The organism is Serratia sp. CC22-02, from assembly GCF_900182895.1.
GTDB lineage: Bacteria > Pseudomonadota > Gammaproteobacteria > Enterobacterales > Enterobacteriaceae > Serratia > Serratia nevei.
The window spans coordinates 829,276-845,000 of sequence record NZ_FXUD01000001.1 but is presented as its reverse complement, the minus strand read 5'-3'; the positions used below and the strand labels follow the sequence as shown (position 1 = coordinate 845,000).

The 15,725-nt window shown below is 57.3% G+C and carries 17 protein-coding genes; 8 read left to right on the top strand and 9 right to left on the bottom strand.

Features of this window, described 5'->3' with window-relative positions:
* The first annotated feature begins 112 nt into the window (after positions 1–112).
* Complete coding sequence (gene paaZ, locus QOL81_RS04105) at positions 113–2,179, top strand: phenylacetic acid degradation bifunctional protein PaaZ (RefSeq protein WP_060420595.1); 2,067 nt, start codon at positions 113–115, stop codon at positions 2,177–2,179.
* Between the two features lie 43 nt (positions 2,180–2,222).
* On the opposite strand, the gene kdoO is transcribed toward paaZ, so the two are convergent.
* Entirely contained in the window at positions 2,223–3,116 is an 894-nt protein-coding gene (gene kdoO, locus QOL81_RS04100; protein ID WP_060420598.1) for a Kdo hydroxylase KdoO, read from the bottom strand.
* 494 nt (positions 3,117–3,610) lie between these two features.
* Positions 3,611–5,164 carry a sensor domain-containing diguanylate cyclase gene (locus tag QOL81_RS04095; protein WP_060420601.1) on the bottom strand — a complete coding sequence of 518 codons (1,554 nt, stop codon included), beginning with the start codon at positions 5,162–5,164 and terminating at the stop codon, positions 3,611–3,613.
* A 161-nt stretch (positions 5,165–5,325) separates the two neighbouring features.
* Between QOL81_RS04095 and QOL81_RS04090 the strand changes: the two genes are divergently transcribed.
* Positions 5,326–5,520 (top strand): hypothetical protein, encoded by a 195-nt coding sequence (locus tag QOL81_RS04090; RefSeq protein WP_060420604.1) that lies wholly within the window; start codon positions 5,326–5,328, stop codon positions 5,518–5,520.
* Positions 5,521–5,535: 15 nt separating this feature from the next.
* Here QOL81_RS04090 and QOL81_RS04085 read toward each other — a convergent pair whose 3' ends face one another.
* Positions 5,536–5,955, bottom strand: a complete 420-nt coding sequence (locus QOL81_RS04085; RefSeq protein WP_047730371.1) for a VOC family protein — start codon at positions 5,953–5,955, stop codon at positions 5,536–5,538.
* Positions 5,956–6,132: 177 nt separating this feature from the next.
* Positions 6,133–7,053 (bottom strand): Kdo(2)-lipid IV(A) acyltransferase, encoded by a 921-nt coding sequence (locus tag QOL81_RS04080; protein WP_060420607.1) that lies wholly within the window; start codon positions 7,051–7,053, stop codon positions 6,133–6,135.
* Positions 7,054–7,680: 627 nt separating this feature from the next.
* On the opposite strand from QOL81_RS04080, the gene QOL81_RS04075 reads away from it, so the two are divergent.
* From QOL81_RS04075 to QOL81_RS04065, 3 genes are all read left to right on the top strand, one after another.
* On the top strand, positions 7,681–7,878 hold the full coding sequence (locus QOL81_RS04075; RefSeq protein ID WP_033635087.1) for an ElaB/YgaM/YqjD family protein: 198 nt from the start codon (positions 7,681–7,683) through the stop codon (positions 7,876–7,878).
* A 14-nt stretch (positions 7,879–7,892) separates the two neighbouring features.
* Positions 7,893–8,141, top strand: a complete 249-nt coding sequence (locus QOL81_RS04070) for a GlsB/YeaQ/YmgE family stress response membrane protein (RefSeq protein ID WP_019453501.1) — start codon at positions 7,893–7,895, stop codon at positions 8,139–8,141.
* A 95-nt stretch (positions 8,142–8,236) separates the two neighbouring features.
* Positions 8,237–8,629, top strand: a complete 393-nt coding sequence (locus QOL81_RS04065; RefSeq protein WP_049201337.1) for a YidB family protein — start codon at positions 8,237–8,239, stop codon at positions 8,627–8,629.
* A gap of 3 nt (positions 8,630–8,632) precedes the next feature.
* Here QOL81_RS04065 and QOL81_RS04060 read toward each other — a convergent pair whose 3' ends face one another.
* Positions 8,633–9,565 carry a LysR family transcriptional regulator gene (locus QOL81_RS04060; protein WP_283439670.1) on the bottom strand — a complete coding sequence of 311 codons (933 nt, stop codon included), beginning with the start codon at positions 9,563–9,565 and terminating at the stop codon, positions 8,633–8,635.
* A gap of 110 nt (positions 9,566–9,675) precedes the next feature.
* On the opposite strand from QOL81_RS04060, the gene QOL81_RS04055 reads away from it, so the two are divergent.
* Entirely contained in the window at positions 9,676–10,728 is a 1,053-nt protein-coding gene (locus tag QOL81_RS04055; protein ID WP_197826939.1) for an SDR family oxidoreductase, read from the top strand.
* A gap of 44 nt (positions 10,729–10,772) precedes the next feature.
* Here the strand turns inward: QOL81_RS04055 and QOL81_RS04050 are convergent, their stop codons facing one another.
* The 3 genes from QOL81_RS04050 to QOL81_RS04040 form a co-directional block, all read right to left on the bottom strand.
* Positions 10,773–11,780 carry an NAD(P)H-quinone oxidoreductase gene (locus tag QOL81_RS04050; protein ID WP_070914609.1) on the bottom strand — a complete coding sequence of 336 codons (1,008 nt, stop codon included), beginning with the start codon at positions 11,778–11,780 and terminating at the stop codon, positions 10,773–10,775.
* A 154-nt stretch (positions 11,781–11,934) separates the two neighbouring features.
* Positions 11,935–12,144 (bottom strand): hypothetical protein, encoded by a 210-nt coding sequence (locus QOL81_RS04045; RefSeq protein WP_004935132.1) that lies wholly within the window; start codon positions 12,142–12,144, stop codon positions 11,935–11,937.
* A 509-nt stretch (positions 12,145–12,653) separates the two neighbouring features.
* Complete coding sequence (locus QOL81_RS04040; protein WP_060420619.1) at positions 12,654–13,031, bottom strand: hypothetical protein; 378 nt, start codon at positions 13,029–13,031, stop codon at positions 12,654–12,656.
* Between the two features lie 378 nt (positions 13,032–13,409).
* Here QOL81_RS04040 and cspE point away from each other — a divergent pair, with 378 nt between their 5' ends.
* Together cspE and dsrB are read left to right on the top strand one after the other, a co-directional pair.
* Complete coding sequence (gene cspE, locus QOL81_RS04035) at positions 13,410–13,622, top strand: transcription antiterminator/RNA stability regulator CspE (RefSeq protein WP_049201327.1); 213 nt, start codon at positions 13,410–13,412, stop codon at positions 13,620–13,622.
* Positions 13,623–13,942: 320 nt separating this feature from the next.
* Positions 13,943–14,143 carry a protein DsrB gene (dsrB, locus tag QOL81_RS04030; RefSeq protein ID WP_038877309.1) on the top strand — a complete coding sequence of 67 codons (201 nt, stop codon included), beginning with the start codon at positions 13,943–13,945 and terminating at the stop codon, positions 14,141–14,143.
* 219 nt (positions 14,144–14,362) lie between these two features.
* On the opposite strand, the gene rcsA is transcribed toward dsrB, so the two are convergent.
* Positions 14,363–14,992 (bottom strand): transcriptional regulator RcsA, encoded by a 630-nt coding sequence (rcsA, locus tag QOL81_RS04025; protein WP_033635078.1) that lies wholly within the window; start codon positions 14,990–14,992, stop codon positions 14,363–14,365.
* Positions 14,993–15,725 lie beyond the last annotated feature (733 nt).

The window sequence follows — 15,725 nt, the reverse complement described above, 5'->3', positions numbered from 1 at the left end:
CCTGAAAGCGCCTTTTGTTTTCTTTTTGTTAAAATTTGGTTTGGCGCAGACTGGCATTTATATGATACGTAATTAAGCTATATGGTGAAAATTTATGAATTTCGGAGGGCACATGCAGCAGTTACACAGTTATCTTTCTGGCGCCTGGGTGTACGGGCAGGGAGAGGGGCGCGAGATCCGCCATGCCGTGACCGGCGAGGCGCTGTACCAGGTTTGCTCCGACGGCCTGCCGTTGGCGGCGAGCCTGAGCTATGCGCGCAGCCACGGCGGCCCGGCGCTGGCGCACATGACGTTCCAGCAGCGCGCCCAGATGCTGAAAGCGGTGGCGAAACACCTGCTGGCGCACAAAGAGGCGCTGTATCAGATTTCCTATCAAACCGGCGCGACGCGCAGCGACGGCTGGGTTGATATTGAGGGCGGTATCGCCACGCTGTTCGCCTATGCCGGCATGGCCGGCCGCGATCTGCCGGACGATACCCTGTGGCCGGAAGACGAGCTGATCCCATTGTCGAAACAGGCGCAGTTCGCCGCCCGCCACGTGCTGACCTCGCGCCCCGGCGTGGCGCTGCACATCAACGCCTTCAACTTCCCGTGCTGGGGCATGCTGGAAAAACTGGCGCCGACCTGGCTGGCGGGCATGCCGGCCATCATCAAGCCGGCCACCGCTACCGCGCAGCTGACGCAGGCGATGGTCAGGCTGATCGTCGACAGCGGGCTGGTGCCGGAAGGGGCGCTGCAGCTGGTTTGCGGCGGCGTCGGCGACATGTTTGCGCACCTGGATTACCAGGATGCGGTGACTTTCACCGGTTCGGCGCAGACCGGACAGCGGCTGCGGGCACACCCGCGCCTGCTGGAGAAATCGATCGCGTTCACCATGGAAGCGGATTCGCTCAACTGCTGCGTGCTGGCGGAAGACGTGACGCCGGAGATGCCCGAGTTTGCGCTATTCATCAAAGAAGTGTGCCGTGAAATGACCGCCAAGGCGGGGCAGAAATGCACCGCGATCCGCCGCATCATCGTGCCGGCGGCGCAGGTGGCGGCCGTGCGTCAGGCCTTGTTGCAGCGCCTGGCGGGGGTGACGGTGGGCGATCCGCAGCTGGAACAGGTGCGCATGGGGGCGTTGGTCAGCCACGAGCAGCGTGATGATGTGCAAAGCAAGGTGGATTTCCTGCTGCGCAACGGCTGCGAACCACTCTGTGGCGCGGCGCAGGATAAGCTGGAAGTCCTCGGTGACGGTGCGCGCGGCGGGGCGTTTTATCCGCCGACCCTGCTGTATTGCGCCGATCCGCTCACCCATCAGGCTGTGCACGGCACTGAGGCCTTCGGCCCGGTGGCGACGCTGATGCCGTATGCGGATACCGAGCAGGCGATCGCGTTGGCGTTGCTGGGGCAGGGCAGCCTGGCGGGATCGCTGGTGACTGCCGATCCGGCATTGGCCAAGCGCTTCATTCGCGCGGCGGCCTGCGCCCACGGCCGCATGTTGATTTTGGATGAGCAGGCGGCGGCGGAGTCCACCGGCCACGGTTCGCCGTTGCCGATGCTGGTGCACGGCGGCCCGGGGCGCGCCGGCGGCGGTGAAGAGCTGGGCGGGCTGCGCGCGGTGAAGCACTATATGCAGCGCACGGCGATCCAGGGCAGCCCGGCGATGCTGGCGGCCATCGGCGGCGAATGGGTGCGCGGCGCGCCGGTCGTCGAGCATCCGGTGCATCCGTTCCGGAAATACTTCGAGCAGCTGCAGCTGGGCGACAGCCTGTTGACCGCGCGCCGCACCGTGACCGAAGCGGATATCGTCAACTTCGCCTGCCTGAGCGGCGACCATTTCTACGCGCACATGGACAAGATCGGCGCCGCCGACTCGCTGTTCGGCGAACGGGTGGCGCACGGTTACTTTGTGGTGTCCGCCGCGGCCGGGCTGTTTGTTGACGCCGCCGTCGGGCCGGTGATCGCCAACTACGGCATGGAGAATCTGCGCTTTATCGAGCCGGTGAAGATCGGCGATACCATTCAGGTGCGGTTGACCTGCAAAAAGAAAATCCGCAAGCCGCAGAAAACCGCCGAAGATCGCCCGCACGGCGTAGTGGTGTGGGATGTGCAGGTGTTGAATCAGGAACAGCAGCCGGTGGCGCTGTACAGCATTCTGACGCTGGTGGCGCGCCAACAGGGGGATTTCGAGGCGTGATGCGCGTTTGCCGCCGCCGGTAACGCCGACGGCGGCAAATCAGTCAGATCAACGGCTGGCCGCGCAGCTGTTCCAACACTTTCAGCGGTGAACGTTGCGGATCCTGCATTTTATTCACCGGCAGCAGGAAGGTCTGTTCCAGCATAAACTGGCCGCCCATCGCGGCGTGCGGCGTTTGGTCCGAGAAGCAAATCCAGCTGCTGCCCGGCGGGAACGCCAGCGCCAGCTGTGGGCCACGCTGCTGATAATCGCCATCGGCCTTCATGGCGTCATGCAACTGCAGCATCAGGTGGTCATAATGGCTGCGGCGGGTTTTGGTGATGCGCACCTGGTGCTGCAGCCAGCTGCTTAACGCAGAATAGCGGGCCAGACGCGGCATAAAGCGTTCAGCCAGCTCAGGGAACGGCTCGCCGACCCGCCATTGGCGATGTTCACCGTGCGGATTGATGTTGGTGAAAATGCGCAGAATGCGTTCGCCGTAGTTCGGGCGCGACGGGAAAGCGTCGACGTGCAGCCGGCTGTCGTCTTTGCGCCAGGAGCTATTGGCGCGCCAGGCGGAGACCGGATGCAAACGCAGGCTGCCGGTTGGGTGGTGCAGCGCCTCCTGATACTCGGGCAACAGCCCGGCGATCAGCTGACGGCACGACTGGTAATAGCGCTCCAGCAGTTGCTGAACCTGCTGCCGGCGTTCCGCGACGGCGACGCCGGTCAGCTTGCCGGACAGCGGCTGATAGCTGATGTTCTTGCGCTTCGGATCGACCAACGCCGGATCCAGCAGTGGCATTTCCTGCTCAGACAGGGTGAAGGCCAGCTCGGGCAGAAACAGCACCTTGCCCTGTTCCAGTTCGCTGACCGCGCTGGAGGCTTCTTGCGCCGCCCATTGTCGCAACGGCAGCGTCAGAACGGCCCGTTCACGCGTAATATCGCCAGTAGGCATGAGATCTCCTTGCAAATCTATATCGCTTTATTCCCGTCTTTCAGGTTGCCGCGTGGTTGGCTGCACTGGCTTGCGCAGTGGCTGGCTGGAGCGGCGCCAGAAATTTTTGCGCCGGTCGCCCAATTGCAACGTGAAATTTGCGGGTTCTATTATGGATGTATCAGCAGGGCGCAGTGCGCCGAAGCGTGCGATGGCTTCCTGATATATAGAATAGTCCTGATAAGAGTATCACCGGCAACGCCAATAAATAGTAAACGGGGGCTAAACGGGGCCTGGCGTAGGCACGAATAATCAAAAATGGCACGAATGGGTTGTTGAATGGCACAATTCTTATCTTATTGAATTATATTGTAAATTAATATTCTGCTTATTTATTGGCGTTATTTCATTCAGAGAGCGGGGCGAGTCGGTGAAATAATGTTGCGGAGGGAAACTATTTCATTTTTGCCGGGTGAATAAATCGGGCCGCCAAATTTTGGTGACCCGATGATTGCTTAAGCGCCGTAAATGCAGTTTTTGCCTTTTTTCTTGGCCTGATACAGCGCGCTGTCCGCCTCATTGATAAAGCTGATCGGCGTATCGTTGTACATATGCGGCACTTTGGCGCAGATGCCGATGCTGATGGTAACGATGCCGTGCGGGTTGCCCTGATGCGGAATTTTCAGATCGCGCACCGCCTGGATGACGCGTTCGGCGAAAATCAGCGCGCCCTGCACGTCGGTATCCGGCAGGATAATCCCCATCTCTTCGCCGCCGTAGCGCGCCAGAATGTCGTTGCTGCGGCACGCCAGCCCCTTCAGCGTTTGGCCGATTTGCTGCAGGCACTGGTCGCCGGCGACGTGGCCATAGCTGTCGTTGTACTGCTTGAAGTAGTCGATATCCAGCATCAGCAGCGCCACGCTGCGGTAGTTGCGCGAAGCCCGCGCCAGCTCGTTCTTCAGCGCGATATCAAACTGGCGGCGATTGGCCAGACCGGTCAGGCCGTCCAGCAGCGCCAACTCTTCGAGCATCTGGTTGATGCTGGTCAGCTGATCGCGGGTGCGCATCAGCTCGGCTTCGGTTTGCATGCTGTGCTTGATTTGCCGCAGCAGCACCATGCCCATCGCCAACAGGATCATCAGCAGAGAGAGGCCGCCGGCGGCAAACAGGCCGGCGTCGGTGCGCCAGTCCGCCAGCGCGTCGCGCTTCGACAGCCCGGCGGCGATCACCAGCGGAAAGCGATTGACCCGCGAATAGCCGTAGATGCGCTCCACTTTGTCGTACAGCGAGGTGATGGTGGCGTTGCCGAACTCCGAATGCGGTAAAATTTCGCTGAACAACACGCCCTTGGCGATGTTTTTACCGATCGAGGCCGCTGAGTAAGGGCGACGGTAAAGGATGGTGCCGTCCGCCAGCAGCAGGTTCAACGAGGCGTCGGTGTTGAGGGCGAAGCTGTCGTAAAACTGGCGGAAATAATCGACGTACAGCGTCGCCAGCACCACGCCGCCAAAGCTGCCGTCCGGGTTGTTGAAGCGCCGTGATACGGGGATGATCAGATCGCCGCTAGTGCGGCTGCGGATCACCTTGCCGATGTACAGACCGCCGCCGTCGCGGTTTTGATGGTATTTGAAGTAATCACGATCGGCGTTGTTGGCGTTCTTGATGAACTTGCCCGAGGAGGTCGCCAGCCAGCGGCCGCGCGCATCGTAGATAAACAGCCCATGCAGCTGCGGCAGATTGCCAACCTGCGTCTGCATGACGCGCTGCAGCCGCGTCAGCTGCGATGGGCCCAGCCCGTCGTTCTGGAGACGTTCGGTCAGATCGAGCAGATTGCCGTCTACCTGCATGAAGGTATCGTCGGCGTGCTGCGCCAGCGAGCGGGCGAGGTTGGCGGATTCATGCTCGGCGCTGCGCAGATCGCGCTGGTGCGCGTTCCAGATTTGCCAGCTGTTAAAGAGGATCAGCGTGGCGGCAACGATGATGACAAACACGCCGGCCTGAAATAATAATGGGGAGCTTTTAACGCTGCGCGGCGGCACGGCATCCTGTATGGGTTGCTGCTGAGTCATGTCACCCTTGTGGTTTGATTACTATTCAATTTGAGTTAAGAGCAATCCTATATTTTATGCATAAATGCGCCAGACCTCTAGCCCTTAACGAGGCGATACGGAGAAAGGCATGCCGCAATCTGCCTCTGCGGCGGTGCGGACAAGACGGAGTGGGGGAGTCAATGTCGGATTACATCATTATCGCTTTACTGACGCTGGCGGTGTATTACCCCCTTACGCTGGGGGCGCTGGCGGTGATGATGTTCTTTGCCTGGCGTCGGCGCCGGTCGCCCTATTGGCGGTTGGGGTTGGTGCTGTTGACGCTGCTGTTCGTGCTGTTCGCCAAGGCGGCGTATGACTGGCACCGCTATAGCTAGCGGCGCCATGGCGGGTTATTCGACGTTGATCATCCAGTTGACGCCAAATTTATCGGTCAGCATGCCGAAGCCTTTGGCCCAAAAGGTGGCTTGGTAAGGCATCGTCACCTGGCCGCCCTGCGCCAGATTATCGAACAGCTTGCGCCCTTGCTCCGCATCGCTGGGGTTCAGCGACAGCGAGAAGCCTTTATGGGAAGCGCCGCCGCTGTCGTCCTGCGGACAGCCGTCGGAGGCCATCAGCACACCGTCACCGATCAGCAGGCGCGCATGCATGATCGCCTCCGGGTTGACGTCCTGTGGACCGCCTTGCCGAGCCTCTTCGGGCATGTCTTTGTAACGCATGACCATTTCAATTTTGGCATTCAACTGCTGCACGTAGAAGTTAATCGCTTGCTCACAGTTACCGCTGAAAAACAGATAGGGTTGTACCAGCATGACATTGACCTCGGTTGTGACCCGACAGGCAACGACCGGCCCGCGGGCAGGAAGAAATGGTTGCTGGCGGCAATGATTGCCGTCGGTGACTTATTAGTGTAGTTCCCTTGGCGAAGAATGCTTGTGCGAGGCGAGCGCGCCTTCGCCAGCGGTGTGGCGGGCGAAGGCACGAGGGCGTTAATACAGCGAAGGTTCGCCGGGCGGACGGGTTTTAAACCGGCGGTGCAGCCACATGTACTGATCGGGTGCCAGCAGCACCTGTTCTTCCACCACGCGGTTCATCATGGCCGCCGCGCGCGTTTCATCGTCCAGCGGGAAGTCCTTCAGCGGCGGCTGTACGATCAGCTCATAGCCCTGCGCATGCGGCAGTCGGCGCGGCACGAAAGGCACGATCGACGGCCGCCCCATGCGCGCCAGGATAAAGGTACCGGTTGTCGTGGCGGCGTTTTCAACGGCGAAGAACGGCGCAAACACGCTGCTTTGCGGGCCGTAATCGTGATCCGGCGCGTACCACAGGATTTCCCCCTGTTTCAGGTTGCGGATCATGCCTTTGATATCTTTACGATCGATCATGAACTTATTCGAGCGCAGCCGGCCGCGGGTCTGGACCCACTCCATCAGCTTGTTGTTATGCGGGCGATGCACGCCGATGCCGGGATTTTGCATGCCGAAAATGCGCGCGCCCAGTTCCAGCGTCAGGAAATGCAGACCGATCAGCAGAACGCCTTTGCCGTCCTGGCGTGCCAGCTGCATGTTTTCCATGCCGCTCACCTTGAACCAGCGGGCGATGCGCCAGTCGGGCCAGAACCAGGCCATGCCGACTTCGAACAGGCCCATGCCGACGGACTCAAAATTTTTGACGATCAGCGCCTCGCGCTCGGCGGCGGGCATTGCGGGGAAGCAGAGTGCTAAATTGCGGCGCGCTATTTTTACCCGGCGTTTCATCAGGCGCATGGCTATTCTGCCGAGGCCGTGTCCAAGCCGATATATGAGCGGGTAGGGCAGTAACACCAAGAGATAGAGCATTCCTAGCCCTATCCACAGCAACCAATAACGAGGGCGCAAGAATTCGCGCTCAAAGCGTTGGTTTGAAAGCATTTTTCCTGTTCTTCCTTTTCTTTCCCAATGGGACCTTAACCCAAATTGTTATACGGCGAATGATAGAACATTTGGTGCTAAATAGGGTTTTCCATTAATGCTTTTTTTTGCGCTTTATTTAGCAACGCACGGATAACGGGGCAAGTTAGGATTTTTACCGAGGAAAAGGAGGATATTTACCGCTATTTCAACCGGCTGACGCAATTGAAAAATAAAGACACAATTAAGCGCATCGCAAAAGTGACAACCGCTATGTAACCTTAGAGAAACAGTAACGCGGCGGAACCGTCCCAAACGGCGGCCAGCGCGTACAGCAGTGCGAGAATCAGGATGAACGGGGCATTGAACATGGGCGTTTCCTCCCGGAGATTTGTTTAAAGTTTAGTCTGTCGAGATGACAGCAGGATGAAATTAGATCGTTTTTTGTACGGTGAAATTCAGACGGACGGAAATGGGTAAACCGCTGATTTTTTACTATAGTCATAGTGTGAAGTTGTGCGTTTGTCGCCGTAAGCCCTGCATTGAGCGGCAGCGGGCAGATTGCCCGGAGCAAGATCGCGGGGCGGGCGGTGCCGGGCGTGAAACATGTGACGCAATTCTCAGAGGGTTGGTCTGTAAGGATTTGACATGTCATATGAAAATGACGATCTAAACGGTGTTGAGCAACCGAGCGACTACGTGAAAACCACCGCCTGCGAAGTGCGCAGCGGTGTAAAAGCGGCGCTCGAGCAATCATGTGCCTGCATCAAGGATAATCCTTGGGCGGGGATAGGCGCCGGCGCCGTCGTGGGCCTGGTAATAGGATTTCTGTTAGGCAAAAGGTAATAGGGAGAGTAAAGATGGGCATCATTTCCTGGATCATTTTTGGTTTAATCGCCGGTATCCTGGCCAAATGGATTATGCCGGGCAAAGACGGCGGCGGGTTTATTATGACCGTGGTACTGGGGGTCGTGGGCGCCGTGGTCGGCGGCTATATCAGCACCTTCTTCGGTATGGGTCGCGTTGACGGCTTTAACCTGGGCAGCTTTGTGGTGGCGGTAATCGGTGCCCTGGTGGTGCTTTTTGTCTACAGGAAGATCAAAGGCTAAGCAGCCGTTGCTCAACAGGGTCGCCGCGGCGGCCCTTTTTCGTGAAATCAATCCGGCGGTGCGGCGCGGGCCGTATCGGCTGAAAGGGGAATATCATGGGTCTGTTCGATAGCGTATTGGGTAACATTCTGGGCGGCGGCGCCAACGGTGGCAAAGGCATCGATTACATCGCCATTATGCAGTGGGTTGAGCAACAAGGTGGCCTGCAGGCCATTTTGGACAAGTTCCGTCAGGGGCAGTTCGGCGATATCGTCGGCTCCTGGCTCGGCAATGGCGAAAACCAACCGATTACCGGCGATCACGTACAGCAGGCGTTGGGTAGCGATGCGATTAATCAGCTGGCTGAAAAGCTGGGTGTCGATCCGGCTCAGGCCTCCAGCACCATTGCACAGTTCTTGCCAACGGTCGCGGATGCCGCTTCGCCAAATGGCGAAGTGCAGCAAGACAGCAACGAACTGGGCGACATGGTCGGCAAACTGTTCAAATAAGGCTTATGCTCCCGGCGTCTGGCCGGGGGCATTCACTCCGCTAATTCCCTCGATCGCCATCAACGCCTGTTGCAGATGCGCCACCCAGGCGCGCACTTTCTCCGGAATAAATCGTAATGCGGGATAGACCGCGTGCAGCGCCATGGGCGGATAGCGGTATTCCGGCAATACGGGCACCAGCGCCCCTGTCGCCAGCTGCTCGCCGATCAACGGCCGCTGAGCGCCGCCGATACCAAGCCCTGCCTCGATGGCCGTCAGCAGCGATAGCGTATTGTTGGCGCGGAACGTGGGCCGCAGCGCCACTATTTCGGGGCCGTGCGGGCCGATCAGGGTGAGCGTATCCCCGTCGTTCAATCCGCTGTAGCGAATGTGCGCATGTTTTGCCAGCTCCGCCGGCGAGCGTGGCGCGCCATGCTCTGCCAGATACGCCGGTGACGCCACCAGCAGGCGTTGCAGTTCGCCCAGCCGTTTCGCCACCATGCCGGGCGCGTGCAGTTCGCCGAAGCGTAGCGCCACGTCGATGCCTTCGCCGATCACGTCGGCGCGCCGATCGTCCAGCAGCAGCTCGATGGTGAGGTCCGGGTGGCGCTGCTGGAAAGCGATGGCCAGCGGCGTGACGTGCCGCTGGCCAAATCCGGTCGGTGCGTGGAGGCGCAGGTTGCCCTGCAGCCGGTGGCGCTGGCCGTGCAGCGCCTCTTCCGCTTCGTCGACCGCCGCCAGAATCGCTTTGAGGCGTTGATAATAACCGCTGCCGGCCTCGGTCAGGGAGACTGCCCGGGTGCTGCGAAACAGCAACTGCGCGCCCAGTTCCTGCTCCAGACCGGCGATTTGCTGACTGACCGCTGGCTGCGTCAAGCGCAGATCGCGAGCGGCGGCCGACAGGCTGCCCAGCTCCGCCACCCGCACAAAGGTTTTCATTGCGTTCAGCTTATCCATAGCGATTTTGCCTATAAATATTTCTTATTAGTGTTAGTGGAAAGTCTCGTCTACCGCAAGGGTCGCTAATCAATAACACTCAGGGCCTCGACAACCCGAGGAGTAACAAGATGAATGCAAAGCGGCAAGCGTTAGTGATCGGCGCCAATGGCGTGATTGGGCGCCGATTGATTGAGGAGCTGACCGGCCAGGGCTGGCCCGTGGTGGGTGTCTCGCGCCGGGGTGGGGAACCGGCGCCTGGTGTGCGTCACCTGCGGGTGGATCTGCTGGATGCGGAGGCAACGCGCGACGCGCTGCGGCCGCTGAGCGCGATTAGCCACGTCTTCTATGCCGCCTATCAGGATGCGCCGGATTGGGCGGGCCTGGTGGCGCCCAATCTGCAGATGTTGCAACACGTCGTCGAGGGGCTGGAGCCGCTCGCGCCGGCGCTGGAGCATATCAGCCTGATGCAGGGCTATAAGGTGTATGGCGCTCATTTGGGGCCGTTTAAAACGCCGGCGCGCGAAAGCGACGCCGGGCATATGCCGCCGGAGTTTAACGTGGCGCAACAGCAGTATCTGGCGCAGCGTCAGGCCGGCAAACGTTGGCACTGGAGCGCCATTCGCCCGAGCGTGGTGGGGGGCTTCTCCCTCGGCAATCCGATGAACCTGGCGTTAAGCATCGCGGTTTACGCGTCGATCAGTAAAGCGCTTGGGCTGCCGTTGCGTTTCCCCGGCAAACCGGGCGCTTACCACAGCCTGCTGGAAATGACCGATGCCGGGCTGTTGGCGCGCGCCACGCTCTGGGCGGCGACCGAACCGGCGGCGGCCAATCAGGCGTTTAATATCAACAATGGCGATCTGTTTCGCTGGAGCGAGATGTGGCCAAAAATCGCCGCTTACTTCGGGCTGGAATGCGCGCCGCCGCTGCCGATGCCGTTGGAGAGCATGATGGCGGACAAAGCGATGCTGTGGCGAGAGTTGGTGCAACGGCACCAATTGACCGAACCGGACTATCGCGCGGTGGCCGGCTGGCGTTTCGCCGACTTCGTCTTTTCCTGGGACTATGACATGTTCGCGGACGGCAGCAAGGCGCGGCGTTTCGGTTTCGATCAGTTTGTCGAAACCGAAGCCATGTTTTTCTCGCTGTTCGATGAGTTCCGCCGCCGCGGCATCATTCCCTGAGCGCGGCATCGGTTTACCCGCAGCGCAGGCTGCGGGGAACGGTTTCAGAACGTCAACATGATCTTGCCGATGTGCTCGCTGGACTCCATCAGCGCATGCGCGGCGGCGGCCTGCTCGAGCGGGAAGGTTCTAAAAATTTGCGGCTTCAGCACGCCGCGCTCCAGCAGCGGCCAAACCTTCTCGTGCAGATCGGCGGCAATCTGCGCTTTGTCCGCGACGCTGCGTGAGCGCAGCGTTGAACCGGTATGGGTCAGGCGTTTCAACAGCAGCGGCATCAGATTGAGCTCTTTTACCACGCCATTTTGCGTGCCGATTTGTACGATGCGGCCTTCCATCGCCGCGGCCTGATAGTTCTTGGCCAGATAGTCGCCGGCGATCAGATCGACGATCACATCGGCGCCTTTGCCGTCGGTGGCGTCTTTGGTGCGTGCGACAAAATCTTCGCTGCGGTAGTTAATCGCCACGTCGGCGCCCAGCGCCAGGCTGGCCTGGCGCTTCTCTTCGGAGCCAACGGTGGTGATCACCTGCGCGCAGAAGGCTTTTGCCAGCATGGTGGCGACCGTGCCGATGCCGGAGGTGCCACCGTGGATCAACACGGTTTCGCCGGCTTTGAGGTGGCCGCGCTGGAACACGTTGACCCAGACGGTAAAGAAGGTTTCCGGCAGCGCGGCGGCCTCGGTCAGGCTCAGGCCCGCCGGCACCGGCAGCGCATTGCTTTCATGCACGGTGCAGTATTCGGCATAGCCGCCGCCGGCGATGAGGGCGCAAACCCGATCGCCGAGCGCGAAGTGGGTCACGCCTTCACCGATGGCGACGACTTCGCCGGCGATTTCCAGGCCGGGGATATCCGAAGCGCCGGGCGGTGGCGCATAGTTCCCCTGGCGCTGCAGCACGTCGGGGCGGTTAACGCCGGCGGCGGCGATTTTCACCAGGAGTTCGCCCGCTTGCGGGACGGGCACCGGGCGTTCGGTGACGACCAGAACCTCGGGAGCACCCGGTTGGCTGATCTCAATGGCTTTCATCGTGCCGGGCTGCGCTGCATTTGTTGACATGCTCATTCTCCTCATCGTGGCGGACGTGGTTATCCAGGCGGAACGCCCGCAATAAAGTCTGCTGTTAGCTTAGCGAAATCGAATGAGGTGCGCGTGGTCGAATAGAGCGGTTTTGCGAGGAAGGGAGGACGCCGCCGCGATGGGCGGCTGGATATCAATCGTTAGGGGGGATGCGGAACCCTTTTAACGAGACGATAAAGTGTTCTTTCCCTTTGGAGATCTTGGCGCCTTTATCGCACCACAGGCTGGCAAGCTGGAAGAAGTCATCGCTGCCGATATCGTAGGCCAGTTCGATTTTCTTGGCTGTGCCGGCGCGGATGAGCTTTTCTGCTTCCTGATGGTTTGCAGCTTTAATTATGGTCATGGGCGAAATCCTTGGTGTTAAGCCAGAGCGGATAATCGCGAATCATCATATGGCCATAGTGTGACAATTTTGTGATGAAAACATGACGGTCCACGAAGGCGCGGCGTGCGGCGTGCCGCGCCTTCGCGGTGTAAACACGTTATCGATTACCGATCGTGCGGGCGAACGAATGTACTTTTCTTCTGAGATTTTAAGTGTTTATAGAGCGAATAGCCCGCAATGCCGGCCAAGGCAGCCAAGAGGGCAAGGGATCCTGTGGCCATGAACATCACCTCCGAATAAGAATGGCAAGGAGGCGTATTTGTGACATTCATCACTTTACGGGGCAATGAGAGCAATCTGTAATCGGGAAACGGGCATGAGGGAGGAGCAAAAAAAAGCGCCTATAGGGAGGCGCATAAAGATTTGCAACACAGCTTGTTGTGTTCAACACCAGGAGGAGTGGTGAACTGGCGCTATTTTATGCAGCGGTGAGGGCGGCTGATATAGGTATTACTCCGAAAGCGCCGCTACCACTCATAGCCCAACTGAATGTTGTAATCGGGATCCTGATTGGTGGAGTAAGGATCGGATTGGCGGCGGCGATCGGTTTTCTTCACCGGGCCTTCATAGGCGGGATAAGGTTTGGCGCGCGGCTTGCTGCAGCCTGGATGATCGCATTCGATATCGACGCGAAAACCGTTCTTGTCGCGTGCCTCTGCCCAGGTAATCGGCGGTTTCGCCGCCTTGGGGGTCGGCCCCGGCGGAGCCACCGGTTTTGGGGGCGGGGAAACGCTGGGCTCTGGGGGCTGATAATTCAGCTCCAGCGCGCCCAGCGGGGCGCTGCAAGCGGCAAAGGCCAGCAGGGCGGTAACGCTGGCGGCCGGTAATGTGAGCCATCTCGGCATGGTGAATCTCCCTGAATGATTTCTTTGTGCAACTATAAAACAGCGTAACGATAATTACTATCATTTGTCTTGACCGGTAAGGAGAAGACGCTCGGCGATAGCGTCGACAAACAGGGTCAAATCCTGTGCGTTTAGCCGAGGTAAACGGCACGACGAGGCGAAAAGAGTTGCTATTGCCGCCCGCTCGTGAGTTAATGCTTACCGGCCTGTGGTACAGACCTATTTATGCACGACATTTTGAGTAAAGTAGTTCAAATTAAAAGCGTTATCCCGGATAGCCCTTCTCTGACGAATTTCCTTTCCAGTGCCTCCATAAGTAACTGATGACCGGCTATATCGCCCATAGCGGCTTACATTTATTATTGAAGGAAGATAGACATGTCTAACCTGATCAAAGGTCAAGTGAAGTGGTTCAACGAAGCTAAAGGTTTTGGTTTCATCACCCCAGCAGACGGCAGCAAAGATGTATTCGTACACTTCTCTGCTATCCAGGATCAAGGCTTCAAGACCCTGGCTGAAGGCCAGAACGTACAGTTCTCTATCGAGAACGGTGCGAAAGGTCCATCTGCGGCTAACGTTACCGCTATCTAATTGGCGTCTACCGCTGATTGAAAAAAACCCGCTGCGGCGGGTTTTTTTATGCCTGCAATTCGGCGGTGCGCAAAAAAAAGCCCGCAAGTCTGCGGGCAAAAGTTCCTTGTTACTTCTTCATTTGCGAGCGCTTCTCTGGGGGGGAAACGCCTGAAGACAGGCTACGCGAGGCCGGCTTAAGATTCTGCGGCCAAACCGTTAAGAAAGTGAAAATCCGGGCGGCGGCTACGCTGAGAGCGAGGCCGGATTGGTGCGGGGCGGTGTCCTTCCCCCTGGGTTTTGTCATACACTGATGCCAATCGCAAATGATGGGGAACGGTATGCAGGTTAACGATCGAGTGACGGTAAAAACAGACGGCGGCCCGCGGCGCGAGGGCGTCATTCTGGCCGTAGAGGTATTCAACGAAGGGACTATGTATCTGGTTTCTCTTGAAGACTATCCGGCGGGCGTATGGTTTTTTAATGAAATCGACAGCCGTGACGGGACGTTTGTGGAGCCATGTCGCGAGCATGGGCAGTAACATCGGTTAATCTCATTAATTTGCTAATGAAATTGTCCATTTTGAGATTATTTCATTACGGTAAGATTTTTTTTATCGCCGGCAAAAAAATACCCGCTGCGCTAGCGGGGGGATAGCGCAGCAGGTATTCTTTTGGTGGTTCCAGTATCCGATATCCCGGTGACTTTATCCCCGGATATTTAACGGCCGACAAAACAGAGTGGGGGCATTCTCTGCGGCTCAACGGCTATTGACAAATATTCCACTGGTCAGCGTATCGGTCAAACGAACAACGTGGTAAATGATCTGCTTGTTGTGCGTCTTTATTTTCCGCTTGATGTTTCCCTTGTGGGAGGAGACCGTTTTGGCCTTTATTTGCATCTGGTCTGATATCTGGATGGTGCCTTGACCGGACATCCACATGCGTAACATGTTCGATTCGGTCTGGCTCAGCGTTACCGGCGTTTGGTCCAGAGAGGACTTCTCCGCCCGTAGGGACGTTCTCTCGAGATAGTGACTAAGTAGCTGATTCATAGTCTCTGGTTTGATGGATTTTGACGATATGATGACGTTCTTGCGAACATATAAATAATCGTCGAAATGTACATTGGTAATAGCCATGAAGATGAAGAATAACGTATCCGGGTGCAGTGAAATCACCCGTTTTATTCGCTCGGTGGCGTTTGCTTCGTGGATGAAGCAGTCCTCGTTAATAAACACCAGGCTCGGATTCAACTTGCTGCATTTTTCATGCAGGCTGTCAATATCCTCGATGGCATTAATATGGCGTTTTTTCACGCCATGCGAAGTCAGATAGTCGGTTAATCCCAATCTGGTATAGCTACATGAATCCATGATGATCGTTGGCATATCGCACCCCCACTTAAATCCGTTTTACTGCGGTAATATGAGAAAAAGCCTAAAAAGCCGAAAGGCAAAATGGAACAATAATTCAGTGTAGCCAGTGTTCTATCAATAAACACGACGGCACTCAATGATATTTTCATACTAAACTTATTAATCACATGAATCTATAAGTTTGGCTTAAGTCAGCGAGATTTGCTGCCCGCTCGGCGTTGACGCGATCGGCCTGACTTGCGCTTGGCGCCCGCGCTTGCTGACATTACTTGCCGAGATTCTGTTCATCATGTCACGAAACAAAATTTTAGTTTGCTAGGAAAAGTCTTAAAAAAAATTCATGTGTTGGCTTTTTGAAGTTTTTCAGTGCGCTTTTTGAGCGCTTAAAAAGTGTTCTTTTGGTTTCTTTGTTTTTTTAACGATAAAAATCATTAAGTTGAATCTTATCCTTCCTCACCTGTTAATGATAATCACTTCTTTTTTTATCATAACAACCAACAAAAGTTAACGTTGTGGCTGAAATGTGTAGCTTAATTGTTGCTATAAATCACCGTTTTACAATGAGTTATCTGGATATTTATTTTGATTGAAATAATTTTGGTGAATATTTAACGGTGATTGAGTTGTTTTTCTAAACTATCATCCTGTTGCCCGCGCCAGCGGGGCGGGGGGCAGGTCGGAGTTGTCTCCGGCCCGCGTTGGTTTTAACTTGCCTTTCCACCTTTCAAAAGCAGGATGTCGCAGT